Origin of the sequence: Parabacteroides sp. AF19-14 (assembly GCF_003635485.1) — a bacterium.
Lineage (GTDB): Bacteria > Bacteroidota > Bacteroidia > Bacteroidales > Tannerellaceae > Parabacteroides > Parabacteroides distasonis.
In genome coordinates this window covers 1-26952 of the sequence record NZ_QTMJ01000028.1, presented here as the reverse complement: position 1 = coordinate 26952, position 26952 = coordinate 1, and the positions used below count along the sequence as shown (strand labels likewise).

Genomic DNA, 26952 nt, shown 5'->3' with positions numbered 1-26952 from the left:
AAGTATGAAAACATTAAAAAGAACAATAATAGGGTTAGCTTCATTAGCCGTTTTATTTACTGCATGTAACGACTTTGAGGAAATAAATAAAGACCCGAATGCCGTAGATGAAAGTGCGATCAAAGTATCTTATCTACTGAATAAATCAATCATGGGGGCACAGCAGAACCCGCATATCGCAGAGCGTGTGTTCGTGTATCAATGGAAAAGTGCGGCTCGTTTTGAACGTCGTAGTGGTTTAGCTACAGGTGCGAATTATAATGATTATAATACGGACTACTTTGGCGTTGATTATGGAGTGGGATGGCTGAACAATGTTAATATGGCCGTGAAAATTGGTACGGAACGTGCCGCCAATCCGGAGTATCCTTATGAGAACAATTTGCTACAGATGTCTCGTATTTGGCGGGCTTATGTCATCTCTGAATTGGCTGATAACTTTGGTCCTGTGCCTCCGGCAAACGCTTTTGATGGTATCGTAGAATATAAGAGTATAGAAGATATTTATGATTTTATTATTTCTGAATTGAAAGATGCCGCTGGCAAGATAGATGTAAATGCGGATATGAGCGCTATTACATCAGAGAAAACGGATGCTTTCTATGATGGTGATGCCTCTAAATGGATAAAGTATGCGAACTCATTACGCTTGCGCTACGCTATGCGTTTATCTGCTGTAGATCAAGCTAAAGCAAAGGCTGCTTTTGAGGATGCCGCTTCGACGAATAATTTTATTACTACGCAAGATGAAATTGCTCAGGTGCAAGAAAAAGGCGGTTGGACTGATCTTGATGGTGTGATGTCTCGTCCTTGGAATGCCCAACCCATTTCGGTCACCATTAATAATATGATGATTGGCCTAGGAGGAATCGATTTCCAAGTTCCTGCGGCGATAAAAGAGGATGTGGTATTGAAAGATGCTCGTAATTATCTAGGCCTTCGATTAGAAAAACACTTACCGGTTTCTACGAATGATCCGGCTGCAGGCTATTTCTTTGATGCTCTTCCTTCAAAGATTGATCCTCGTGCTACTAAGTTGTTTCATATTCCGGGATATGATGATGGTACTGTTTATTTCTCTAATATCGGTTTGGCTGATAAGGCTCGTTTAGCGGATCCTGCTACTGGAAATGTTGAGGATAACAATAAGACATATTTGGAGTTGAACGTGAAATATACTTGGAATACTTGGGTTGCTGGAAAATGGGATAAATACTCAGCGCTAACCAGCGAATTGACAGGAGCAAGTAAGACTTATCCTTCTTTATCCAAGATATATCGTGAAAGTACGAATAAGCGTGTATGGTTTGGGCCGTGGGAGACGGAGTTCTTATTGGCTGAAGCTGCGTTGTATGGTTGGAACGTGTCTGGTAGTGCGAAATCTCATTATGAGGCTGGTATAGCTGCTAGCTTTGAATATCACGGTGTATCTGAGTTCTTAAATGATTATTTGAGTTCTACGGAATATAACCGTGTAGGTACTTCTGTCGCTTTTGATCATACGGCGGAAGCAAAGTCTTATACGGCTGAATATGTAGATGGTTATACTGGTGAGAAAAAGACTACTACTTATACTTATCCGAAAAATTCTATTTATAAGAATGGTACGGTCAATAATGATAAGCTGACAAAGATAATCTCGCAAAAATACTTGGCACAGGTTCCTTGGTTACCTTTAGAGGCATGGTCTGATCATCGTCGTTTAGGTTTGCCTTTCTTTGAGAATCAAGCTGTTGAGATAGATTATAACGTTTCTAGTAACGAGTTGCCTCTTACTCGTGCTAACTGTAAGGAATGTAAGTGGGAATTCTATCAAGAACGTCTGCGCTATCCAGCGAATATGGAAATCAATAGTAAGGATAGTTATATGAAAGCTGTTGAGCTATTGGGTGGAGCTGATTTAATTTCTACTCCGCTATGGTGGGCTAAACATTGATTTATATGAAAGCTCAAGGTGAAGGATTATGCTTCCACCTTGGGCTATTTTTGTTAACTTAATAAATTGTCTGATTATGAGAAAGTTATTAATGGTATTGTTTTTATTTGGAACAATTAGTGTTTTTTGCAATGCCCAAATAGATGGTTATTATGTAAAAGACAGTGGTAATCTAGCGCTTTTTGCGGATGGAGAACCTAGAACTAGTACTTCAATTGGTATTGAAGCTGGGAAATCAGTGGAAATTCGTTTTACTCAACCTTCTACTGGAGATTTCTTGTGGCAAAAAATAAGTGGTAGTGACTATATTCAATTTAATCCCGGTGGGTCTGGACGTTTTGCATTAATTTGGACACAGGGTGCAAGTAAAGGGGACTCGGCTGTTTTTTGTGTCACAGACAAGAATGGTGATGTGCTGACGATTACTATTCATGCTTATTAGACTTTATATAAAATAAAGATATCTACTTCTTGTCTTTTGACAACTTTGTATTGTAACTGATTCGGAAATCATAGAGAATAAATATTCTTACGAGGAAAAGGGCGTATCGATGTAAATGTCGGTATGCCTTCTTTTTTTGTAGTGATGGTTTGTATGGTAAACCGGAGCTTTTAGGGGCTTCTGAAGTGAATAACTAACGGCTTGTCGAGTCGTAAGCTTACGGCTACCCCTAGTGAATAACTAACGGCTTGGGAAGTGAATAACTAACGGCTTCCTGCCTCTTTTACGGTTTGCTTATTCTTTGGTGAAAGTTTCTGTAAATCAATTTTTTATGAATGTTAGTGAGGATAACTCTTATTCGTTTTGTCTGTAAGGAGAGAGTAGTTGCGGTATCCTCACCAGTTACCTCTTGTATATGTTAAACTCAAAACATATCTGCCCTTTTTATGTTTATACAGGATAAATGACATTCGTTGACGCAAAAACTAAAACATTGTCTATCAAAATAAACAAAAAACAGTAGTTATGTTGAAAAGATTCAGACCAGTCAGCTTAATCCTGTTGGTAGGGGCGCTTGGGTTCTCGGGAAACTTATACGCCACGCCTATGCCCGGGATTCCGAAGGTTGACATTTCCCAGCAAAACGCAAAGGTGTCGGGAATAGTTGAGGATGCCTTAGGACCCGTTACCGGGGCGTCCGTAATCGTGAAAGGAACTACCAATGGTACTATGACCGACTTGGACGGGCATTTTACTTTGGATAACGTGAAGAAAGGGGATATCATACAGATATCGTTTATCGGTTATACCTCGCAAGACATCCCATATACCGGCCAGTCCGAGATTACGGTTAAACTCGTGGAAGATACCCAGAAACTCGATGAGGTGGTGGTGACTGCCTTGGGTATGAAACGAGATAAGAAAGCCTTGGGCTATGCCATGCAGGAGTTGAAAGGGGACGACCTCTTGGCCTCCCGTGAGCCGAATTTGGCGAACTCCCTTTCCGGTAAGGTTTCCGGTTTGCAGATCGTCCGTTCAAGCAATGGCGTAGGAGGGTCCTCTAAGATCGTACTTCGTGGTAATAACTCATTGACGGGTAGCAACCAGCCCTTGATCGTCGTAGACGGTACCCCGATGGATAACTTCACCGGTGGCGTGGATGATGTATGGGGTAACTCCGGAGCGGATATGGGTAACGGTCTTTCGGATATCAACCCGGAAGATATCGAGTCCATGACGGTATTGAAGGGTGCTTCCGCCGCCGCCCTTTATGGCTCACGTGCCGGTAACGGCGTGATCTTGATCACTACCAAGTCCGGACGTAAGAACGAGGGACTCGGTATTACGATCAACGCCGGTATCACCGCCGAGACGATTTTCCTGAAACCTGATTTACAGGACGACTTCGGACAAGGCTCCGTGGGCGTTTACGATAACCAATCCCGCCTTAGCTGGGGACCGAAAGCCACGGGACAAATGGTAACCGATTGGAGAGGCAACCAAATCCCTCTGCATACATATGATAATATCGACGCTTTTTTCCGTACCGGAACCTCCTTTAACGAGGGTGTCAGCTTCCAGCAGAACATAAAGGGTACGGCGGTATTCGCCTCCGTAAACCGTTCCGACGATGCTAGCATCACCCCACGCTCAAAACTAAACAAGACGAATATTACCTTGCGTGCCACCACTTTCTTGGATGAGGCGGAAAAGTGGAAAGTAGATGCCAAGGTGAATTATATCAATCAAAACGCACATAACCGCCCGATTCAGGGCGTGAATCCCTCGAACGCTTTCAATACGATCTATAACCTGCCTCGTTCCTTGAATATCCGTGAGTTTGAGGATGACGTGGATGAGCAAGGCAATATGATTTGGTATGACGCCTCCAAGAATCCGCAGGAGAACCCTTATTGGGTGACCCGTTATCGCCAGAACGAGGATACCCGTAACCGTTTGTTAGGAAATATCTCCTTGAAATATGCCCCGACCGATTGGTTCGATATTGAGTTGAGAGGTGGTACGGATTATTATACCACGACGAAGAGCGAGAAAGTATATGCCGGTGGTAATACCAGTCCGAGAGGTCTGTATACCGAGGGATCGGAGACCTTCTATGAGAATAACTTCAGTTTCTTGGCTACGGCCCGGAAGGATAACTTGATCGATCGGCTGGGAGGCTTCGTTACTTTCGGTGGTAACTTGATGCTCCAGCAGCGTAATAAGATGAACGCTTCTGCCGGAGAGTTGTTGGTGCCGAACTTGTTCTCGCTGAATAATGGCGTGAATAAGCCGACAGTCACTTCCGAGTTGATCCGCCGTCGTATGAATTCCTTGTACGGGTCGTTGCAGTTGAACTGGGATGGTTATCTGTTCTTGGATGTTACGGCACGTAACGATTGGTCGTCTACGATGTCGAAAGCCAACCGCTCTTATTTCTATCCGTCTGTCAGCTTCTCCGCGGTGATCTCCGATATGTTGCCGAAGATTGGCGGAAGCATGCCGGATTGGTTCTCTTTCGCTAAGGTACGTGCCTCCTTCGCTGAGGTAGGTAACGACTTGGACCCGTATCAATTATATAACTTCTACTCTGTAGGCAAGGACCCCAACGGGAATACGACGGCGAAACCGGGTAAGGTACTTTACGACTCGGACGTACGTAGTGAGTTGATTAAATCATGGGAGGCCGGTTTCGATATCCGTTTCTTCAATAACCGATTGGGCTTAGATGCCGCTTGGTATAAGTCCAACGCTACCCGCCAGTTACTGGATTTACCGATGGACCCGTTCTCCGGCTATGCTTCCCGTAAGATTAACGCGGGTAACATTCAGAACGAGGGTTTGGAGATCTCCTTGAACGGTACGATTCTAGACAATCCCGCCGGATTGAGCTGGAGCTCTACGGCGCAGTTCTCCTTGAACCGGAATAAGATCAAAGAATTATACGAGGGCGTGAATCTATATGATATAAAGACGTTCGACGCTATCCAGATCGTAGCTCCGGTAGGTGGTTATTATGGTGAGATCTACGGGCAGACCTTTATGCGTGTGACCGATGAGAATAGTCCTCACTATGGAAAGATCGTCGTAGGTGATGACGGTTTGCCTTTGATCTCTACCGAGAAGTCGAAAGTAGGAAACCAGAGTCCGGATTGGATGATGGGTTGGACCAATAATTTCTCTTATAAAGGTTTTAACCTGAGCTTCTTGATAGACTTCCGTATCGGTGGTAGCATCTATTCGGCGACAGCCTCCAACCTGTATACCCGGGGTAACGCCGCCGGAACAGTGGTGAATGGTGATCGTGCCGAATTCGTGGTACCGAATACCGTGGTTCAACAGGGCAGTGGTTATGCGGAGAATACGGTCGCCGTCACTCCCCAGAACTATTGGGAACGTATTGGGTCTACCGGAAATTATGGTTTACCAGAGGTTTATACCTATAGCGCCACCAATGTCCGTTTGCGTAATATCACCTTTGGCTACGAGTTCAATCGACAGATGTTGAAGAAAACGCCTTTCCAGCGTGTACGTCTATCCGCTACTTGTAACAATGTTTGGATGATCCATTATAACTTGCCGGGTATCGACCCCGAGTCCGTTGCCGCCACGAATACCAACGCTACCGGATTCGAGAATGGAGCCGCGCCGACCAGCCGTTCCTATACGTTTAATGTAACCGTGGGATTCTAATGGAATACATGATAATTTGAATTACGATAAAAATGATGAAGATGAAAACAAGAAATATACTTTTTACCGGACTGGTATCGGTGGCCGCTCTTCTTTCTTCCTGTAATGACTTTCAGGAGATCAATGAGGACCCGAATCTTGTGGGAGAGGATAAGGTGAAGCCCCAATGGTTCCTGAATGCCTCTATCATGGGAGACCAGATGAACCCAGAGATAGCCGAGCGTATCTTTATCTTGTACTGGGACCGTGCTTCCCGTTTCAATAGGGGAAGTGGTTTTACGATCGGTACGGATAACAATGATTATAGTACTACCTACTTGAGTAACGATTACGCCGTGGGTTGGCTGAACCAAGTGACCAAAGCGATCCAGTTAGGAGAGCAGATGGTTGCCAATGGCGAGGCGGATACCTATCCTTATTATAAGAACGTGATCCAGATGTCCCGTATCTGGCGTGCTTACTTGAACTCGGAAGTAGCTGACGGTTTCGGGCCGATCCCCGCGTTGGCCGCTTTCTCCGGTGTACCGGCTGAGTACGATAGTGTAGAGGCTATCTATCAATTTATATTGAAAGAGTTACGGGAAGCTGAGTCTGCGTTAGACCCCTCCTTGGATATGTCCGCTATGGCTAACGAGGATGCTTTCTATGCGGGAAATGTTGCGAAATGGAAAAAGTACGCCAACTCTTTGCGTATGCGTTTGGCGATGCGTATCTCGGCTGTCGATCCTGTCTTAGCGAAAGCGGAATTTGAGGATGCCGCCTCTAAGACATTTATTTCCGAGCCAACCGATATCGCTTCCGTGCAGGAGAAAGAGGGTTGGGATGAGCTGACGAGCGTGATGTCTCGTCCTTGGAACGGGCAGGCAATGTCCGTGACGTTTAAGAACTTGGTAGTTGGTTTGGGTGGACAGGAATTTCCGTTGCCGGACTCCTTAAAAAGCCATTTGAAGAATCCATACGATTATCAAGGTTTGTATTTGAACCAGCACTTCCCGCTGACAACGAATGATCCGTGCGCTGGTTTCTATTTCGACGGTATACCTCAATATGTAGATCCCCGTGCCCCGAAGTTGTTTAGTGTAGTAGGCTGGGATGATGGCGTGGTTTATTCCGATTATATCGGTGCGGCCAGCGAGGTGAAGCCGGTTCACTTGAAGAATCCGGCGGATAATACCCAGAATATGTTGACAATCGATCCGAAATATACGTGGGGCACTTGGGTCGCCGGAGAATGGGACGTGAAAGCCGGTCTGGTAAGTGAGCTGACAGGTAAGAATTATAATTATCCCTCTATGTCGAAACAATATCGAATGAGCACCAATAAGCGTGTCTTTTTCGGCCCGTGGGAAAGTTACTTCTTATTGGCGGAGGCTGCGGTGAAAGGCTGGAAAGTTCCGGGAACGGCTAAATCCAATTATGAGTCTGGTGTTACGGCTAGTTTTGAGTATCATGGCTTATTGAGCCAAGTCGGCGATTATCTATCGTCTCAGAAATACAACCGTGTAGGTACTTCCGTCGCTTTCGACCATACGACAGAGGCGAAATCGTATACGATCCGTTATACGGACCCATATACGAAGGAGGTAAAAAGCCGTACGTATGAATATCCCCATAACTCGATCTACCGGAATGGCGCTTATAATAATGACGCTCTGACGAAGATTATCACCCAGAAATATATAGCGCAAGTTCCTTGGTTGCCGGAAGAGGCTTGGAGCGATCATCGTCGTTTAGGTCTTCCTTTCTTCGAGAACCAAGCGGTAGAGAAGGATTACAACCCATTGAATCAAGTTCCTTTGACGGTCGCTACCTCTAAGGAATGCCGTTGGGATTTCTACCCGAAACGTTATCGTTATCCGGCGAATATCCAAACGAATAATCAAGCGGGTTATGCGCAAGCTCTCCAGCTTTTGGGCGGCCCGGACTTGACGACTACTCCACTTTGGTGGAACGCTAAATAGCGAACCTGCTTGGTCTGTTTTATATATACTTTTTCGGTGTCACGCATTTACTTGTGTGGCACCGTTTTTTATGGATATATTTCACTATCTTTGGTACGAATATAATGTGAACCTATATCCCCATGAAAAGACGTAACTTCTTTCGATCTATCGCTTTAGGCGGTGTAGGGGCGGCGCTTACTCCCGTGGCGAAAGCGGCCTCTTCTTTGGCTTCGGAGAAAATGAAGCCCCAAACCAATGTGAAACAGGCATTGGCTATTCCTCGTAACGAATATTCCATGCCGGGTAAATATCCCGGAAAAGTAGTCAAGATGAATTCCGCCCATTGTGTCGTGGATGGTAAACCATCTGAGGCCGTAGCCTACGAGATGCTTAAATCCGGAATGTTATATCTGACCGGCGAGAGTGATCTGAAAGCGGCTTGGCTGCGCTTCGTCGGGCCGGAAGATGTCATTGGCTTGAAAGTAAATCCGATAGCGGGAAAGCTCTTGTCTACTTCACATGCGGTCACCCAATCCGTTATCAAGCAATTGGAGGAAGCAGGCATTCCCCGGAAGAATCTTATTATTTGGGACCGTCGTGAGGTCGATTTAAAAGAGTCCGGCTTTACGGAGGAGAATTATCCCGGTATCCGTATACTTGGAACGGAATATCAAGACGAGAACGGTAGTTATATCGATGCCGATGGAAAGTATTACGGAGAGAACCGTATCGACCGCAGTCAATATTTCCGGGCGGCTATAGTGGAGGAATACGATGCCTACACGATGCCCTATATGATTAACTCGGGAGAGGAGTCTTATTTCTCTAAGATCTGTACGGAAATGGTGACTAAGATCATCAATATCCCTGTATTGAAAAACGCCGGAGTCTCGATCACTTCCTGCATGAAGAACCTAGCGTTCGGAGCTATCTCGAATACGAGCAGGCTTCATAAAGAATTATGGCATGAGACCTGCGCTTATGCTTGTGCTTTCCCGCCTCTTCGTGATAAGGTGGTATTGAACATCGTGGATGCGCTGAAAGGCTGTTTTGAGGGTGGCCCGGAGGCCAATCCCCAGTTCATTTGCCAATACAATGCGTTGCTGCTCGGCTCGGATGCGGTAGCCGTGGATAGTGTCGGTTTCGATATGGTACTCGCTAAGCGGATCGAGGAGGGGATACAAAAACAGGAAAAGCCCGGTAGTCGGCGTTTCTTGGAATTGGCGGAAGAGATAAAGCTCGGGATTGCCGACCGAAGTAAAGTGGATTTAAAGGAGATTGATTTATGAGAGGTTTGATACGTTGTTGTCTCTTTCTTTGCTTTCCGGTTCTGTTATGGGCACAGGATGGGGTACAGGTAAAGCGGGAGCGTGTATTTACCGGTTCCGGGCTTTATGGTTTCATGAATGGAGGGGCCGAGCAGTTTTTGGAGTATGGCGTTTCCCGGTTAACGGCAAGAGATGTCGTTTACAAAGGAGAGGATTATACCCTAGAGATTTACGAGATGCCTAGCCCCGAGGATGCGTTTGGTATTTACTCTTTGCATATATTTAAATGCGAACGGACTGATGTCTTGGGATGTATTGATTGTTTATCTCCCTATCAGTTACAAGCCGTGGTAGGGAATAAGTATGTATCGGTGGTTTTCCCTTCCGGTTCCTCGGCCGCTAAGGATGCGGTAGACGAATTGATCCGTCTTTATTTACCGATGGATGGTAAGGAGGCTCCTCAAATTCCGGAGATACTTGGGATTCGTTCCCCTTATTCGGGTGCGGTGAAATATTTGCGAGGTCCAATCTCTGTCTCAAGTGCCAGTACGTTTTTGGCTGAATTGCTGGAAGATTGCCCGTTCACGGGAGTCTGGTTCGTCGGAGATAGGAAGACCGATGATTATCAAGCCTTGATTTACGTGAAAGATCAAGAAGCCTTGAAACGTTTAAGTGAGAAAATACCGGCCTCTTCTTGCATTCGCAAGGGAGATGACTTTATTTATATAAAAGGAACGGAGGAGGAGGCACCGGACGAGGATCATGGAGACTTCGGGTTTTAACCCGAGTCTCTTATTCGATCATACTTAACCATTTCTCCAATTCCTCAGTCCATAAATGCTTAAAGATAAAGCTGTCCCGGAACCCAAAACTATGGCCGCCCTTTGGGTAAATATGCAAGGAGGCGGACACCTTGTTCTTTAGTAAAGCAAGATAATAAAGCACGCTATTCTCCGGGCTAATCGCCTCGTCATCCGAAGCCAACGCTATAAAAGCGGGAGGTGTCAGTGAGTTTACGTGTAATTCCAGAGAGAAAGCTTCCTCTTCCTCATGCGTGGGATTCGCTCCTAATAGCCGTTCCCTCGATTTAAGGTGCGTTAAATGAGGTAGCATACTGATAACCGGATAAAGGAGTATTTGGAAATCCGGACGTGCGTCGTCTACCCCGAATATTGCGGCATGCCCGGCGATATAACCGCCAATGGAGGCACCCATGACACCGACCTTCGTAATCTTCCACTCTTCCGAGTAATTACGGAGGATGCGGAGACCTTGGCGAACATCGTCCAGAGGGACTTCCCTATGTCCGTTCGGCATCCGGTATTTCAATACGGCATAAGTAATACCTTGCGCGTTAAACCATGCGGCCATATCACGCCCCTCATGTCCGATCGAAATCTTGGAAAGTCCGCCACCCGGACACATCAAGATCGCCTTGCCATTCGGCTTCGTCGCCGGATAAACCAATAAGGAAGGATTCGATATATTGGATATGGCATTCGGGGCATCTTCCAATTCTACGCCGGCCAATCCATTACTAGTGGGCGCTCCATCCGGCCAAAGTAGGATAATCCTATTTTTCTGTTGTACTGTTTCCATTTTCTATATTCTGAATTGTGTTTATAGTATAAAACAACGTTGGCCTTTGATTAGTTTAGCATTCAAGATCTTTTCGAATCATCATCGTATATAAAAAAGTCCGGAAAAGACGAGGGAAATCACCCTCCATCCTTTTCGGACTTTTATCCTATTACATTGAAAGGTAAATTATTGCATACCTTCCGTAGTCATTTCCTTATTAATCTTTTTAACCAATCCCTGAAGAACGGCACCCGGGCCTAACTCGATGAAATGAGTGGCACCGTCGGCGATCATGTTTTGTACGCTTTGGGTCCAACGTACCGGGGCGGTTAACTGTGCGATCAAGTTAGCCTTAATTGTTTCCGGGCAAGTCTCGGCTTTCGTGCTTACGTTCTGGTAAACCGGGCAAGAAGGTTTATTGATCGTCGTAGCCTCGATAGCGGCAGCCAACTCCGTACGAGCCGGTTCCATCAATGGAGAATGGAACGCTCCACCTACTTTCAACTTCAAGGCACGCTTAGCGCCTGCGGCCAATAACTTCTCGCAAGCCTGATCGATACCGGGGATAGAACCGGAGATTACCAATTGGCCCGGGCAATTATAGTTAGCGCAAACCACTACCTCGTCCTTGATGCTTGCGCAAATTTCCTCAACCGTCGCGTCCGGCAAGGCTAATACGGCGGCCATTGTAGAGGGAGTTGCCTCGCAAGCCTTTTGCATAGCCATGGCACGTTTGGAAACTAATACCAAGCCGTCCTCGAAAGACAATGCTCCGGCAGCTACCAAGGCAGAGAATTCTCCTAATGAGTGACCTGCGGTCATATCCGGTTGGAATTGATCACCTAATGTTTTCGCGAGAATAACAGAGTGTAAGAAGATCGCTGGTTGAGTAACCTTGGTTTGTCTCAGATCCTCGTCTGTTCCGGCAAACATTAAATCCGTGATACGGAAACCAAGGATCTCGTTAGCCTTCTCAAACATCTCTTTAGCAAGAGGATTATTATCGTAGAGGTCTTTGCCCATACCTACGAACTGTGCCCCCTGACCGGGAAATACGTACGCTTTCATCTTTCTAATTTTTTTCTAATTTCAGTTTTTTAAGACGGTGCAAAGGTAATAAATTTGGAATAATGAGGCTACTATTCATTACAAATTGTATCTTTGCCCCCATAGAAACGAGAATATTAATGACTAATATTATAATATCATGAATGAATTACTATTTTTAGGAAACTTAGGTACTGGCGAGATCGTGATCATCGCCATTGTTGTGTTGTTACTTTTCGGTGGAAAGAAAATTCCTGAGCTGATGAAAGGTATCGGTAAGGGTGTGAAGAATTTCAAGGACGGTGTAAAAGGTTTGGAAGACGATATCAAATTAGACGATACGGAAAAGAAGTAAAGGAAGATGCAACAAGAAGAAATGTCATTCTGGGATCACCTAGAAGAACTTCGTTGGACTTTATTTCGTTCTGTTTTAGCGCTCTTTGTTTTTGCTATAGCCGGGTTCTCGGTAATGCCGTGGCTGTTCGATAATGTCGTGATGGCCCCGTGTAGCTCCGATTTCATCGTCTATCGGGAAATGTGTAAGATTAGTTCTCATTTTTCTTTTCTCCCGGACTTTTGTAATGATACGTTCCATGTGAACATTGTCAATATCAAACTGGCTTCCCAGTTCTTCACGCATATGACAAGTTCTTTCTGGCTGGCGTTATTATTGACTTTCCCCTATTTGATGTGGGAGATCTGGAAGTTCGTAAGTCCGGCTCTCTACGAGAATGAGAAGAAAAATGTACGTTGGGTATTCTTGTTCGGAACGATAATGTTCTTTATTGGATGCTCAGTGGGTTATTTCTTGGTGTTCCCGATGACACTACGTTTCTTGGCGACTTACGAGTTGAGTGCCGCCATTACGGAACAGGTATCCCTTGATTCTTACATGGATAACTTCTTGATGTTGATATTCGTGATGGGAATCGTATTTGAGATGCCATTGGTATCTTGGCTATTATCTCAGATAGGGTTGCTAAACCGCTCGTTCTTTCATAAATACAGACGGCATGCTGTTGTCGGCTTGTTAGTTGGTGCGGCGTTCATCACTCCAAGTAGTGATCCGTTTACGTTAAGTATCGTATTCTTACCGCTCTACGGTTTGTATGAGTTGAGTGCGTTCTTCGTGAAAAAAGCCCCAAAGGAAGAAGACGAGGAGAATGAGGAAGATAATAATGAGGAATAAATCCCGAAAGTTATAATAATGTAATATAAAAGAGGCGTGATCCATAACGGATTACGCCTCTTTTTGTGTAGGCCTTGTTTATCTGTTTTTCTCTAGGCTCAATATGAACCGTATCAATTCCGGATCATAATGTGAGAAAAACAGGCTTTGGGCTTTGTCTAACTTCGCGATTTCATTCATGTCCTGTTCCGAAAGTTCAAAACTGAATACGTCGAAGTTCTCTGCCATCCGTTCTTTATGCGTGGATTTGGGGATAACGACTATGTTGCGTTGGATGAGGAAGCGCAAGGCGACTTGCGCCACGGATTTATTATATTTCTGTCCGATTCCCGTCAATATCCCGTTCGTGAAAAAGTTATTGCGCCCTTCTGCGAAAGAGGCCCATGACATGATTTGTGTACCATATTCCCGCATGATTTCCTCTGCTTTCACTTGCTGATTGAAGACGTGTGTTTCCACTTGATTCACTGCGGGTTTTATTTTTACATGTTCCGCTAGGTCGATAAAACGGTCCGGGTAAAAGTTACTTACGCCGATGGCCCGGGCTTTTCCTGCACGGTAAGCCTCTTCCATGGTACGATATGTTCCATAATAGTCGCCAAAAGGCTGGTGAATGAGCAGAAGATCAACATATTCGGTCTGTAATTTGCGCAGAGACTCATCGATGGAGGCTTTCGCCTTCTCCTCTCCGGCGTTGGTCACCCATATTTTTGTGGTGATGAACAATTCATCGCGAGGTACGCCACATTTACTTATGGCTTTGCCTACACCTTCCTCGTTATAGTACGCTTGTGCCGTGTCGATGGAGCGATAGCCTACGCTGATAGCATCCAATACGCAACGTTCACATTCCTCGGGGGCTATTTGATATACACCATAACCCAAGATCGGCATTTCTACGCCGTTGTTCAATTTTACTGTTTTGTTCATCGTAATGTTATTTTAAATTGTGGTCGCAAAGTTATGTCTGATAAGCGGATATGACGATAAATAAAAGTCGGTGCTATTTTCATTTTTTTCGGTTGTTGAGTCTCGATTTTATTTTTATATCGTGTTTTTCTGTATCTTTACTCTGTAAACAAGAGAGCTGATTATGAATACGGATATCCTATTTGCTGACAACCTCGATGATATGATTTCCGGGAGTTTTGACCGGTATTGTACACATGCGCTTTGTCGTGAGGGTGAAGCTTCATTCCTGATGACGGGCGAATGGTTTCGGATGAGGAAAGGGGATTGCGTTATATTTACTCATAATGAACTTATATCTAAGATAGAGATAAGCGACGATTTTCAGGTAACGGTACTTTATATCTCGAACAGTTTTTCATTCAAGAATATCCCTCGAAATGATTATGACGTGATAGGAAAGTTGACACTACTCCGTAACCCGATCATGTCGCTTACAGAGCGAGAACAGCGGATATTTATGGAAGATATTGAACTTATCCGCAGGCGGTTGACGGACCATACGCATCGTTTTCATGACGAACTAATCGGTTGTTTGGCTAAAACTTTCGTGCTCGACCTTTACGATTTCCATGCACGAATTTATGAATCTCCCTCTGTATCGGAACAAAATGCCGTGTTGATGGAGCGATTTATAAATCTGCTAAAAGCGGGGGATTATCGAAACCACAGGGAAGTATCCTATTACGCTTCACGGCTCTGCATTACGCCTAAATACCTTACGGAAGTTTGTAAGAAAGCAAGCGGATTTACAGCAAATTACTGGATAGACCGTTTCACCATCTCCCGGATTACCCACTTGCTTTCAGACAAGAACCTGACATTGAAAGAAATCTCAGACAATATGAATTTCTCTTCTTTGTCTTTTTTCAGCCGTTACGTGCAACGATTGCTGAAAGTCTCACCATCAGAATACCGGAACGGCAATCTGATTGCTTAAGCTTTTAACAGTGGTAATTGACTCAACATATTCCTAAGCTTAATCGCTATCCGTGGCATAGGTTCGGCGACGGTAAGTCCTACTAGATCGTATTCGGACGCAATGTCATTGATGGCACGTACTACCTCGTTTATTTTCATCCCGTTCGGTTCTATGCCGACCCCGGCTATCATATCCGCTGGATCAATGACATCTATATCGAGATGGATGACAACCTTGGAAGCACCTGTCCCTTTCAACCATTCGAGGATAAGCGAGCTATCAGCCGCCACTTCTTCCGGAGATAAACCTTTTATACCTAATTCTTTCTGCCGTTCCTTCATACCCTCGTCCCACGAGCGTAAACCTACGATTAAACTATTCGAGATCTTGAACTTTCCCGGTAATAATTGAAGAATCTCCTCATCACCCATCCCTAGACAGGCCGTAAGGGCCATCGCATGATATCCCTTATACTCGTCATACGGCAAGTTTATATCCGGATGCGCGTCTATCCAGACAATTGCGATATCATCCGGGTATTTAGCGGCCAGATAGGTGAAGGGCACGACACTCACCGAACATTCGCCCCCTAAAGTGACGATCTTTTCCGGAGTGTTTTCATGTAATAATTCAAGGGCCGCTTTTGTTTGTTTCAGAATAATCTTACGGGCGCTGACCCCTAGATCCGTTTCCCTATCGTTTATATCTAGTGAGATGGGTACTTCCACGGTTTTCTGGGGACTTGGGGGAGCGAGGATATTGAGTAATTGAGCACCAAGGTAATACCCTCTGGAAGCGTCGTCCGCAGGAAGGTCGGGTATCCAATGATTCACGATCCCACCTTGCCATTGGGGATAGATCAAACGAAGTGTTGATGTTTTATCTTCCATGTTATCGTAGTTTTTGTACAAAGTTAAAGGATTCCACCGAATTCTCGTCTTGATGAAAAAAGATTTTCTCCTTGATGAAAAAAGATTCTCATCATAATGAAAAAAGATTTTCACCCCGATGAAAATAGAAAGTTTTCCCCGTAAACTGTTTCTCTTTCGAAATAATTTATGTATGTTTGCTCAAACTCAAAACGAATTGCATAACATGAAGCACATGTCTATATTGGCGGTCTCTTTGCTGGCACTCGTGGCCTGCACGCCTGAAAAGAAACAGGAGGCGGATTACTCGCAGTATGTGAACCCCATGATCGGTACGGATTTTACCGGCAATACCTACCCGGGAGCCCAACTTCCTTTTGGTATGGTACAATTGAGCCCGGATAACGGTTTGCCGGGTTGGGATCGCATCTCGGGGTATTTCTATCCGGATACGACGATCGCCGGCTTTAGCCATACGCACCTTTCCGGTACGGGGGCAGGCGATTTATACGATATCTCTTTTATGCCCGTGACCCGTCCTTATAAAGAGGCCCCTGCGCCGTTAGGCATTTACTCCACGTTCTCGCATAATGACGAGGCGGCTTCCGCAGGATATTACCGGGTATTGCTGAAGGATTATAACATTAACGTGGAGCTTACGGCTACCGAGCGTTGCGGTATCCAGCGGTATACCTTCCCGGAGGCCGAGGCTTCGGTATTCTTGAACTTGAAGAAGGCGATGAATTGGGACTTTACCTTGGATTCCAAGATCGAGGTGGTAGACTCTACGACGATTCGTGGATACCGCCTATCCCAAGGCTGGTCTCCCTTGCAGCATGTTTATTTCGAGACCCGTTTCTCTAAGCCTTTCGTGGCTTGTCATATGGATACGACTTCTATCGTGACCAAGGAAAAAGGTTGGATCGGTACGGCCTATGTGGCCCGTTTCGATTTCAATACGAAGAAGGATGAGGAAATCCTTGTCACGACCGGAATCTCTGGTGTCAGCATGGAGGGAGCGGGAAAGAATTTGCGTGCGGAAGCCCCGAAGGATGATTTCGATTACTATCAAGCGCAGGCTAGCGCGAATTGGAACCGACAGCTTTCCAAGATTGAGGTGAAGAGCCGGAATACGGACGATATGGTGAAATTCTATACGGCCTTGTATCATTCCATGATCGCCCCGACGATCTATAGCGACGTGGATGGTTCTTATTACGGTCCGGATCAGCAAATCCATAAAGCGGACGGATGGACGAATTACTCTACTTTCTCTTTATGGGATACCTACCGTGCCTCCCATCCGTTGTTTACGTATACGGAGCCGGAACGGGCGAATGATATGATCAAGGGTTTCTTGAAGTTCTATGAGCAGAACGGGGCTTTGCCTTTATGGAACCTTTATGGCTGGGAAACGAATATGATGATCGGTTATCATGCGGTGCCCGTTATCGTAGACGCTTATCTGAAAGGTATCGGTGATTTCAATGCCGAGAAAGCGCTGGAGGCTTGTATAGCGACAGCCAACCGGGATGACTATCGGGGTATCGGCGATTATAAGAAGTTGGGCTACGTACCGGCTTATAGCGATCCGAAAAAATGGGAGAACTGGTCTTTATCGAAGACCTTGGAGTATGCCTACGATGATTATTGCATCGCTAAGATGGCCGAGAAGATGGGTAAGAAAGAGATCGCCGACGAATTCTTTAAACGTTCACAGAATTATCATAATGTGTACAATCCGGCAACTTCCTTTATGCAGCCTCGTGATGAGAAAGGAAACTTTGCCGCTAATTTCAGCCCCGATGATTATACGGAAGATATTTGCGAGAGCAATGGTTGGCAATATTTCTGGTCCGTGCCGCAAGATTTGGACGGTTTGATCGGATTGGTAGGAAGTAAGGAACGTTTCGCCGAGAAATTGGATAGTATGTTTACCTATGTCCCCAAATCGGATGAGGAATTGCCTATCTTTAGTACAGGCATGATTGGTCAATATGCGCATGGAAATGAGCCGAGCCATCATGTGATCTACTTATATAATAAGGTCGGCCAGCCTTGGAAGACCCAGAAATACGTGGCTCAGGTATTACATGATTTGTATCTGAATGCCCCGGACGGTATTTGCGGTAATGAGGACTGTGGGCAGATGTCCGCTTGGTTTGTGTTTAGCGCCATGGGATTCTACCCGGTTGATCCGATCAGTGGCCAATATGAGATCGGCTCCCCGTTGTTCCCGGAAGTGAAGATGCATGTAGGTAATGGCAAGACCTTTATGGTTTTGGCTCCCGAGGTCTCTGCGGAGAATATTTATATCCAATCCGTGAAGCTGAACGGACAACCTTATGATAAGAGTTATATCACCCACGAGCAAATCATGAGCGGGGCGACATTGGAGTTCGTCATGGGCAGCCAGCCGGGACCGATATGGTATACGAACGAATGAAATAGCTCTCTATGATATAATGAAGAGAAGTGCCGTGGTCATATCGCCACGGCACTTTTTTTAATCCGGTTCATGCGAATCTTTCCCATAAGCCTTGACAATATCCTTTACGATGTACCAGAGTACGAACACGACCATTATGCTTCCGATCAATATCTTTCCCACTCTTATGATAGAATCGATGTATTCTTCCATAATGTTATTATTTAAGAGATTACCGTTCGAGGTAAATGTACGGATAAAAATCGGGAAATAAGTCTATGTCTCTAAGATAATTCAGATATTTGTTCTATTTTTGAACATTGTATAAATGATTAAATATAATAGCATGTTAAAACAAATGATAGCCTTGACGGCTTTGATGGTGTCATCCATTGCTTTTGCGCAAGACCGGGAGTATGTAATCGTGGTACATGGTGGTGCGGGGGCGATGGCCGGATTGGAGGAAGATCCGGTTAAGTCGGCTCAATATTACGCCGCATTGGACTCTGCTTTAATGATTGGAGATAAAGTTTTGTCGGCGGGAGGCGAGGGACCGGAGGCGGTTATGGCCGTCATTAATTACTTCGAGGGAAATCCGTTGTTTAACGCCGGAATTGGTGCTACCTGTACGGCGGAGGGAACTTTTGAGTTGGACGCTTCCATCATGGAAGGCAAGGATTTAAGCGCAGGCGCTGTAGCTGGCTTAAAACACGTGAAGCATCCGATCAATGCCGCCTATGCCGTAAAGACAAAATCTCCGCATGTCATGCTGAGCGGAGCCGGTGCTGAGGAGTTCGCCAAGGAACAAGGCTTGGAAATGGTAGAAGACAATATGTATTTCGCTACGCCCAAGACGATGGAGTGGATCGAGAAGTTAAAGCAAGAAAGTAAGAAGAACGGTACGGTAGGCTGTGTCGTTCTGGATAAGCAAGGAAACTTAACGGCCGGGACCAGTACCGGCGGTATGTTCAAGAAACGTTGGGGGCGTATCGGTGATTCGCCCGTGATCGGGGCGGGAACGTATGCGGATAATAACAGTTGCGCCGTCTCCTGTACGGGGCATGGCGAGTATTTTATCCGTCATGCGGTAGCGTTCGATGTGTGTGCCCGCTATAAATACCTTAAGGAAAGCGTAGAGAAAGCGGCAGATTATATCATCCATACGGAATTGAATACGAACGCCGGCAACGGCGGCTTGATCGCCGTGGATAAACTAGGAAATATCGCCATGCCTTATAACAGTGGCGGTATGTTCCGCGGATTCTTGTATAAGGAGAAAGGTAGCCCGGAAATTAAGAAGGGCTGCGGTATCGGAAAGAAGATCGTTGTAGTAGGGGAAAAGTAGTTTTTTGTATCTTTACGCCAAATTCAAGATAGAATGGCGAAAACAAAAACCGTATATGTCTGCTCTAACTGTGGCGCTGATTCCCCGAAATGGCTGGGTAAATGCCCGAATTGTGGGGAGTGGAACACCTATGTGGAGGAGATCGTAACGAAGGAGCCTGCCGTGAAGCGGCCAGTTCCCGGTATTATGGAGGGCAATAAGATCCGTCCGGTGTTATTGCGTGATATAACGACGGAAGAGGAGGCCCGTATCGATTTAAAAGATGATGAATTAAACAGGGTCCTCGGCGGAGGCTTGGTGAAAGGCTCTTTGGTCTTGATCGGGGGAGAGCCGGGAATTGGAAAATCCACCTTGGTCTTGCAAACCGTGTTGGGCTTGACAGGCTTGAAAACCCTATATGTCTCGGGCGAGGAGAGCAGTCGCCAGTTGAAACTCCGGGCGGACCGATTATCGCATGATAATCCGAACTGTTTCATCTTATGCGAGACACATCTGGAACAGATTTTTACGCAAGCGGCCAATATCCAGCCGGACTTGATGATCATAGATTCCATACAAACCATCTTTACGGAAGTCGTGGAATCTTCCCCCGGCAGTGTTTCCCAAGTACGCGAGTGTAGCGCCGCTATCTTGAAATACGCCAAGGAAAGCGGTGTCCCGGTCTTATTGATCGGCCATATCAATAAGGAAGGCAGTATCGCCGGTCCGAAGGTATTGGAGCATATCGTGGATACGGTGTTGCAGTTTGAAGGCGATCAGCATTATATGTATCGTATCTTGCGGAGCATCAAGAACCGTTTCGGCAGTACGGCGGAACTAGGGATTTACGAGATGCGCCAGAACGGGCTTCGTGAGGTCAGCAATCCATCCGAGTTATTATTAACCCAGAATCATGAGGGACTGAGCGGTGTCGCCATCGCCGCCGCTATCGAGGGGGTACGTCCTTTCTTGATCGAGACGCAAGCCTTGGTCAGCTCGGCGGTTTACGGTACGCCGCAACGTAGCGCCACCGGATTCGATTTACGCCGTATGAATATGTTATTGGCGGTATTGGAGAAAAGGGCGGGTTTTAAGTTGATCCAGAAAGATGTTTTCCTGAATATCGCCGGAGGTTTGAAAGTGAATGATCCGGCTATCGATTTGGCGGTAATCAGCTCCATCCTTTCCTCTAGCTTGGATATCAGCATCGAGCCGGGTGTTTGTATGGCTGGCGAGGTGGGCTTGTCCGGAGAGATCCGTCCGGTCAACCGTATTGAGCAACGTATCTTGGAGGCGGAGAAGCTGGGTTTCTCCCGGATTATCATTCCGCATAATAATCTAAAAGGTTTCGATACGGCGAAGAGCAAGATCCAAATCGTACAGGTAAAGAAAGTGGAGGAAGCCTTTCGGCAACTATTCGGTTAATATATAATAAACAATGATAAAAGAATTACAACTCCGGATATTGCCGGAAGAGGCTGTTAATGAGCAATCGCTAAGGCAAGTAGTAGCCCGTGAGACGGGTGAGGCTCCGAAAAATATCCGAGCCGTACGTGTATTGAAACGTTCGATAGACGCACGCCAGCGAACGATATTTGTCAACGTGAAACTGCGTGTTTTCATGAACGAGATGCCCAGCGAGCCGGAATATCAATCGATAGAGTATAAAGATGTCTCGGCAGGGAAACCTGTGATCGTCGTAGGAGCCGGTCCGGGAGGTCTGTTCGCTGCCTTGCGCTTGATAGAGTTAGGTTTGCGCCCCATCATCGTCGAGCGAGGTAAGGACGTGCGGGAACGCAAGAAAGATATCGCCTTGATCAGTCGTGAGCATAAGGTGAACGGAGAATCAAATTATAGTTTCGGTGAGGGCGGTGCCGGCGCTTATTCTGATGGAAAGCTGTATACCCGTAGCAAGAAAAGAGGCTCGGTAGATAAGATACTGAATATCTTTTGCCAGTTTGGGGCCAGTCCCTCTATCTTGGCGGATGCCCATCCGCATATCGGAACGGATAAGCTCCCCCGTGTGATCGAGAATATCCGGGAGCAAATCAAGCGATGCGGAGGTGAGGTACATTTCGAGACCCGTATGGATGCTTTTATCATGAAAGAGAACGAGGTGATCGGCATCGAGACGAATACGGGAAAGAGCTTTTACGGGCCTGTTATCTTAGCTACCGGCCATTCCGCCCGTGATGTCTATAACTATTTATACGAACGCCAGATCCAGATCGAGGCGAAAGGGATCGCAGTCGGTGTTCGTCTGGAACATTCTCAGGAATTGATCGACCAAATCCAGTATCATCGGAAAGAAGGTCGTGGGAAATATCTTCCTGCGGCAGAGTATAGTTTTGTGACGCAAGCGAATAACCGGGGCGTCTATTCCTTCTGTATGTGTCCGGGAGGTTTCGTGGTTCCTGCGGCGAGCGGACCTAAGCAGGTCGTGGTAAATGGAATGTCGCCTTCCAACCGGGGTTCCCGCTGGTCTAACTCAGGGATGGTGGTAGAGATCCGTCCGGAAGATTATTCCGAACTGGTAGGGCAGGAGGAGCTTTATCTTCGGAATGGCGAGAAGGTAGATGCGGATTCCCCATTAGCGTTGATGGCCTTTCAAGAACGTCTGGAAGAGGTCTGCTGGCTAAACGGAGGCATGAAGCAAACGGCACCCGCCCAGCGCATGGATGATTTCATGCGGAAGAAGAACTCTTTCGATTTACCGGTTTCGTCGTATACGCCGGGTCTGCTGGCCTCTCCGTTGCATTTTTGGATGCCGGAATTTGTGACCAGTCGCCTGCGGGAAGGTTTCCGTTATTTCGGTAAGGTCTCTAGAGGCTTCTTGACCAACGAGGCAACCATGATCGGCGTAGAGACCCGTACATCCGCTCCGGTTCGTATCCTCCGTGATCGGGATACCTATCAACACGTCACGGTAAAAGGTCTTTTCCCTTGCGGTGAGGGAGCGGGGTATGCGGGAGGAATCGTATCCGCCGCCATCGACGGGGAACGTTGTGCGGAAGGAGTGTATAATTTAGAATCCAATAAATAAGAAAAATGAAAAGTGGTATGAAAATAGGAATATCCCTTTGTCTGGGAGTTCTTATGTGTTTGAATGCGGGTTGTACGGGAAAGAAGTCTGCCGCGGAAGAGCCCGAGTTAACGTACAGTAATCCTTTGTCGGTCCAGTTTGGCGATCCATACGTATTGTTGGCCTCGGACGGACGTTATTATATGTATGGTACCGGTGCCGGGGCTGTAGACGGTTTTTGCGCCTATTCTTCCGATGATTTGATCCATTGGAAGTCGGAAGGGCAGGTTTATCGGGGCAATACGCCCGATTCTTGGGCAATCGCTAATTTCTGGGCGCCGGAAGTGTACGAGCGTGACGGGAAGTTCTATATGTTCTTCAGCGCGGATTGGCGGAAGAATCCGACCAACGAGGAGGAAAATTTCCGTATCGGCGTAGCTGTGTCGGATAAGCCGACCGGACCATTTAAGGAATTGGCCGATGCTCCTTTGTTCGATCCGGGATATCCTGTAATCGACGGAAACTTGATCGAGGATGAGGATGGCCGTACCTATCTCTATTATTCCCGTTGTTGCTATAAGCATCCGGTAGAAAGCGAGATCGCCGATGAGGCAAAGAAGAAAGGCATGTTCGACTCCGTTGAGGAAAGCTGGATTTACGGGGTGGAGGTCGCTCAGGATCTTACGCACGTAATTGGGGAACCCGTACTTCTGCTGCGTCCACCCGTAAAATTGGATGATGCGCAAAGTGAATGGGAAAGTCGCTCGGTTACCAAAGGGGAGGTCGGACGTCGTTGGACGGAAGGCTCTTTCATGCTACGTCACAACGGCTTGTATTATATGATGTATTCCGCTAATTATTTTGGCGGGGCAAATTATGCGGTGGGATATGCCGTGTCCGAACATCCGTTAGGACCGTTTGAGAAGGCATCTAATAATCCGGTGCTGGAGAAGAACGTGGAAAAAGGCGGTATCGTCACGGGTACCGGACATAATAGCGTTACTTGGTCGAAGGACGGAAAACAAATGTATTGCGTTTATCACGGGCGTACCCAGAAGACAGGGGATGAGCGGGTCGTATTCATCGATAAAATGCGAATCGATGAGAAGGGCCTTCTAGTCGTGGAAGGCCCTACCACCGATCCGCAATCTATTCAATAGTTATTTATCTCTTCCAGCAACGCCACTCGTTCCAATGAGAACGTAGTGTCGTTGCGTTGGATATATTCCAATAGCTCTTTCGCTCTTGCCCGGAGTTTTTTACCTTGCGCCTCCGGCAAAAGGAAACTTTCTTCCAGCAAGGTCTTGGTCGCCAGTTCCATGCGTTGGAGGCCACACGAGTCATCACCGTCCAGATAAGTGCGGATGCCGTCGATAGGCGTGTTCAGCAAGAAATCGTTATCCAGTTTTAAGGATGTGTAGACGGATTGGATTAACTCGGGGTTCTTGCGTGCCCCATCGTTGGAATTACGATTGAAGATGATCTGGGCGATCACTTTGCCCAGTTCCTCGATCTGTACCATGATGAAATCTCTCTTTAACATAGGAGTGGTGAATTATTCGATCGTTATACTTTGGATGCGGATGTCTTTCTTCGGACGGTCATTCTGGTCTTTCGGCTGGGTGGCGATCTGATCCAGAACGTCGAACCCCTCCGTCAGCTCCCCGAAGATCGTATAAGTGCCGTCCAGATGATGGCAACCGCCTACGGTGGTATAAGCCTTCCGTTGCTCGTCCGTAAATAGCAAATGCCCGGGAGTTGCTTGAATAACGGAGTCTATCTGGGCGTTGATCATTCTCAATCGCTTCTGGTATTCCCGTTTGTTACTCATCTTTATCATATTCAACTCGGCACGGACCGGTGCGTAAAACTCCTTCAGGGCCTTTTGCCGGGCCGGATAGTTGGCGGTACGCTCTAACGTATCCAGTTCGGTTTCCCTATAGATCTTCCCCTGCACGATAAAGAATTGCGACATGTCCGATTTCTTTTGCGGGTTGACATCGTCCGGTTGGCGGGGAGCGGCCAAGGCTCCTTTCTTATGGAAATATTTCTCGTTGATCTCGGGCAGGATCTCGGCGGAAGGATCGCCAAAGCCGCATTTGGCACCGGCGGGAGCGTTCTTGGAATCCGGGGCTCCTCCTTGGATCATAAACTCCGGCAGGACACGGGTGAATAAGGTCCCGTTGAAATCCCCCCGTTTCGCCCGTTCGATAAAAGTACGTGTGTGATTAGGCACATCATCGTACAGGATGGCCTTCATAGTACCTACATTGGTTTTAATAACTACCGTTTTTCCAGCTTCTTGCGCCGAGGTGGCTACCACGCAAAGGAACAATGCTGATAAAATGTAATATATCTTTTTCATGAGATTTTAATTTAAAAGGTAAATATAGGTGTTATGTTGTAAAACACAAAGTAAATGCCTAACTTCGCGTCTTTATTAATAGGTAATAAGATTTTTAAAGATTTTAGCATGGATTGGATAAACGATTTATTATGGGGAGAAGGTATCGGGCATTCTATCCTTTTACTATCTTTCGTGATTGCCGCCGGCATTCAGTTGGGAAAGATAAAGGTGTTTGGGATTTCGCTTGGGATTACCTTGGTGTTGTTTGTAGGTATTATTTTAGGGCATTTTGGGTTTACGGTTAACCACAATGTGATTCATTTCTTTAAGGAATTTGGATTGATCTTATTTGTTTATTCGGTAGGTATGCAAGTCGGGCCGGGTTTCTTCTCGTCTTTTAGGCAGGGGGGAATCACGTTGAATATGCTAGCCTGTGGAATTGTCTTCCTTGGCGTGGCTACGGCTTTGGTATTGCATTTCGTGACAGGTATTCCGATGCCTACGATGGTGGGTATTTTATCGGGGGCGGTGACGAATACCCCCGGATTAGGTGCGGCTCAGCAGGCTTATTCCGATATGTACGGGGTTTCTGATAATACGATCGCCTTGGGTTACGCCGTGGCTTATCCGCTGGGCGTGATCGGTATTATTCTTTCGATCATTTTCGTACGTTACGTATTCCGTGTGAATTTCGATAAGGAGAATGACGATTTGAATAAGGAGGATGCCTCGCATACGAATGAGGCGAAACCGATCTCGCTGGTCGTAAAGAACCCTGCGGTTTTCGGTAAGACGGTAGGGGAGTTATCCGGTTTGATGGATCATCTGGATTTCGTGATTTCCCGTGTATGGCGTAATGATAACAAGCAGATCGAGATCGCTTCCGCCGGTACGATCTTGAATGAGGATGATAAGATTTTCGTGATCACGACTGATCAAGATGCCGAGTCCGTAAAGACATTCATCGGCGAGGAGATCGATATGGAGCGCAAGCAATGGATTCGTATGGAGAGCCAGTTTATCAACCGCCGTATCTTGATCACGAAACCAGAGTTGAACGGCAAGAAGCTGGGGCAGTTGAAACTGCGTAAATTATATGGCATCAATATCACCCGTATCAACCGTGCGGGCGTGGACTTGGTCGCTACGCCGGGCCTGACGTTGCAAGTGGGTGACCGTGTGAATGTGGTGGGTACCGAAACCGCTGTCTCGAATGTGGAGAAGGTATTGGGTAACTCCATGAAGCGCTTGAACGAGCCGAATTTGATCACGATCTTTATCGGCATTGCCCTCGGTATTGTTTTGGGTAGTATTCCTATTACGTTCCCGGGCATTCCGCAACCGGTTAAGTTAGGTTTGGCGGGAGGTCCGCTGATCGTGGCGATCTTGATTAGCCGTTTTGGTTACCGTTATAAGCTGGTTACCTATACGACCCAGAGCGCTAACTTGATGTTGCGTGAGATCGGTATCACCCTCTTCCTCGCTTGCGTGGGTATCAGCGCCGGCGATGGTTTTGTGGATACGATCGTGAACAACGGCGGATTCGCTTGGATCGGTTACGGTTTCATTATCACGACGGTTCCTTTACTGATCATCGGTTGTGTAGGCCGCTATTTCTATAAGATCAATTATTTCACCTTAATGGGCTTGATCGCCGGTAGTACGACGGATCCGCCCGCTTTGGCTTACTCGAACGCTACGGCTGGAAACGACGCTCCTTCCGTAGGTTACGCAACGGTATACCCATTGACCATGTTTTTGCGGGTGCTTACGGCGCAATTATTGATCTTGTTCTTCGCTTGATGCGGTAGTTTTTCACAGGTATACGTAATTCCGTTCGAATGGTGTTTTTAGCCATTTGAACGGAATTGTTTTTTTAATTCTTTATTTTAGTTTGTATGTTACTTTTGGATCAAGCCAAAAGTGACACACTAGATCTCGTCAGGCGATTCCGAGTCGTCCCCTCCGGAAG

General features: G+C 46.4%; 22 protein-coding genes. 15 read left to right on the top strand and 7 right to left on the bottom strand.

Going from position 1 to position 26952, the window contains the following annotated elements; all coding sequences use genetic code 11:
* Positions 1-4: 4 nt before the first annotated feature.
* From DWX33_RS19960 to DWX33_RS19935, 6 genes are all read left to right on the top strand, one after another.
* On the top strand, positions 5-1936 hold the full coding sequence (locus tag DWX33_RS19960; protein WP_008774163.1) for a SusD/RagB family nutrient-binding outer membrane lipoprotein: 1932 nt from the start codon (positions 5-7) through the stop codon (positions 1934-1936).
* Between the two features lie 76 nt (positions 1937-2012).
* Positions 2013-2378, top strand: coding sequence for a hypothetical protein (locus DWX33_RS19955; RefSeq protein WP_121773374.1), 366 nt, complete (start codon positions 2013-2015; stop codon positions 2376-2378).
* A gap of 525 nt (positions 2379-2903) precedes the next feature.
* Entirely contained in the window at positions 2904-6071 is a 3168-nt protein-coding gene (locus DWX33_RS19950) for a SusC/RagA family TonB-linked outer membrane protein (protein ID WP_122380957.1), read from the top strand.
* A gap of 41 nt (positions 6072-6112) precedes the next feature.
* Positions 6113-8032: a SusD/RagB family nutrient-binding outer membrane lipoprotein gene (locus DWX33_RS19945; RefSeq protein WP_122380963.1), complete on the top strand. Its 1920-nt coding sequence runs from the start codon at positions 6113-6115 to the stop codon at positions 8030-8032.
* A 122-nt stretch (positions 8033-8154) separates the two neighbouring features.
* Positions 8155-9303, top strand: a complete 1149-nt coding sequence (locus DWX33_RS19940) for a DUF362 domain-containing protein (protein ID WP_122144165.1) — start codon at positions 8155-8157, stop codon at positions 9301-9303.
* Complete coding sequence (locus tag DWX33_RS19935) at positions 9300-10064, top strand: DUF6599 family protein (RefSeq protein WP_122144164.1); 765 nt, start codon at positions 9300-9302, stop codon at positions 10062-10064. Before DWX33_RS19940 ends, DWX33_RS19935 begins: the two co-directional genes overlap by 4 nt.
* Before the next feature lie 10 nt (positions 10065-10074).
* Here DWX33_RS19935 and DWX33_RS19930 read toward each other — a convergent pair whose 3' ends face one another.
* Both DWX33_RS19930 and fabD read right to left on the bottom strand, forming a co-directional pair.
* A complete protein-coding gene (locus DWX33_RS19930; protein ID WP_048928368.1) occupies positions 10075-10881 on the bottom strand; it encodes an alpha/beta hydrolase in 807 nt (268 codons plus the stop codon).
* Positions 10882-11049: 168 nt separating this feature from the next.
* A complete protein-coding gene (gene fabD / locus DWX33_RS19925) occupies positions 11050-11931 on the bottom strand; it encodes an ACP S-malonyltransferase (protein WP_005866160.1) in 882 nt (293 codons plus the stop codon).
* A 139-nt stretch (positions 11932-12070) separates the two neighbouring features.
* On the opposite strand from fabD, the gene DWX33_RS19920 reads away from it, so the two are divergent.
* Both DWX33_RS19920 and tatC read left to right on the top strand, forming a co-directional pair.
* Positions 12071-12265, top strand: a complete 195-nt coding sequence (locus DWX33_RS19920; RefSeq protein WP_005858259.1) for a twin-arginine translocase TatA/TatE family subunit — start codon at positions 12071-12073, stop codon at positions 12263-12265.
* Between the two features lie 6 nt (positions 12266-12271).
* Positions 12272-13099 carry a twin-arginine translocase subunit TatC gene (gene tatC, locus DWX33_RS19915; protein WP_005866162.1) on the top strand — a complete coding sequence of 276 codons (828 nt, stop codon included), beginning with the start codon at positions 12272-12274 and terminating at the stop codon, positions 13097-13099.
* Between the two features lie 78 nt (positions 13100-13177).
* On the opposite strand, the gene DWX33_RS19910 is transcribed toward tatC, so the two are convergent.
* Entirely contained in the window at positions 13178-14029 is an 852-nt protein-coding gene (locus tag DWX33_RS19910) for an aldo/keto reductase (RefSeq protein WP_122380956.1), read from the bottom strand.
* A gap of 163 nt (positions 14030-14192) precedes the next feature.
* On the opposite strand from DWX33_RS19910, the gene DWX33_RS19905 reads away from it, so the two are divergent.
* Entirely contained in the window at positions 14193-15008 is an 816-nt protein-coding gene (locus DWX33_RS19905; RefSeq protein ID WP_005866166.1) for an AraC family transcriptional regulator, read from the top strand.
* Here DWX33_RS19905 and DWX33_RS19900 read toward each other — a convergent pair.
* On the bottom strand, positions 15005-15880 hold the full coding sequence (locus tag DWX33_RS19900; RefSeq protein WP_121961064.1) for an arginase family protein: 876 nt from the start codon (positions 15878-15880) through the stop codon (positions 15005-15007). The genes DWX33_RS19905 and DWX33_RS19900 overlap by 4 nt on opposite strands.
* A gap of 118 nt (positions 15881-15998) precedes the next feature.
* On the opposite strand from DWX33_RS19900, the gene DWX33_RS19895 reads away from it, so the two are divergent.
* Positions 15999-18305, top strand: coding sequence for a GH92 family glycosyl hydrolase (locus tag DWX33_RS19895; RefSeq protein ID WP_121961063.1), 2307 nt, complete (start codon positions 15999-16001; stop codon positions 18303-18305).
* Between the two features lie 60 nt (positions 18306-18365).
* Here DWX33_RS19895 and DWX33_RS23095 read toward each other — a convergent pair whose 3' ends face one another.
* A complete protein-coding gene (locus tag DWX33_RS23095) occupies positions 18366-18500 on the bottom strand; it encodes a hypothetical protein (RefSeq protein WP_005858250.1) in 135 nt (44 codons plus the stop codon).
* A 133-nt stretch (positions 18501-18633) separates the two neighbouring features.
* Between DWX33_RS23095 and DWX33_RS19890 the strand changes: the two genes are divergently transcribed.
* The 4 genes from DWX33_RS19890 to DWX33_RS19875 are packed head-to-tail and all read left to right on the top strand — an operon-like array spanning position 18634 to position 23793.
* The gene (locus tag DWX33_RS19890) at positions 18634-19632 is read left to right on the top strand and encodes an isoaspartyl peptidase/L-asparaginase family protein (RefSeq protein ID WP_008778111.1); all 999 of its coding nucleotides are present in this window, start codon (positions 18634-18636) and stop codon (positions 19630-19632) included.
* A 33-nt stretch (positions 19633-19665) separates the two neighbouring features.
* Positions 19666-21036: a DNA repair protein RadA gene (gene radA, locus DWX33_RS19885; protein ID WP_005858247.1), complete on the top strand. Its 1371-nt coding sequence runs from the start codon at positions 19666-19668 to the stop codon at positions 21034-21036.
* Positions 21037-21049: 13 nt separating this feature from the next.
* Positions 21050-22654 carry an NAD(P)/FAD-dependent oxidoreductase gene (locus DWX33_RS19880; protein ID WP_057325958.1) on the top strand — a complete coding sequence of 535 codons (1605 nt, stop codon included), beginning with the start codon at positions 21050-21052 and terminating at the stop codon, positions 22652-22654.
* Positions 22655-22671: 17 nt separating this feature from the next.
* Positions 22672-23793 carry a glycoside hydrolase family 43 protein gene (locus tag DWX33_RS19875; protein WP_008774175.1) on the top strand — a complete coding sequence of 374 codons (1122 nt, stop codon included), beginning with the start codon at positions 22672-22674 and terminating at the stop codon, positions 23791-23793.
* Here DWX33_RS19875 and DWX33_RS19870 read toward each other — a convergent pair.
* Together DWX33_RS19870 and DWX33_RS19865 are read right to left on the bottom strand one after the other, a co-directional pair.
* Entirely contained in the window at positions 23787-24176 is a 390-nt protein-coding gene (locus DWX33_RS19870; protein WP_005866180.1) for a hypothetical protein, read from the bottom strand. The two genes, DWX33_RS19875 and DWX33_RS19870, sit on opposite strands and share 7 nt — an antisense overlap.
* Positions 24177-24188: 12 nt before the next feature.
* Positions 24189-24998 (bottom strand): peptidylprolyl isomerase, encoded by an 810-nt coding sequence (locus tag DWX33_RS19865; RefSeq protein ID WP_057325957.1) that lies wholly within the window; start codon positions 24996-24998, stop codon positions 24189-24191.
* Positions 24999-25106: 108 nt separating this feature from the next.
* On the opposite strand from DWX33_RS19865, the gene DWX33_RS19860 reads away from it, so the two are divergent.
* Entirely contained in the window at positions 25107-26783 is a 1677-nt protein-coding gene (locus DWX33_RS19860; RefSeq protein WP_008778112.1) for a putative transporter, read from the top strand.
* Positions 26784-26952: the final 169 nt, after the last annotated feature.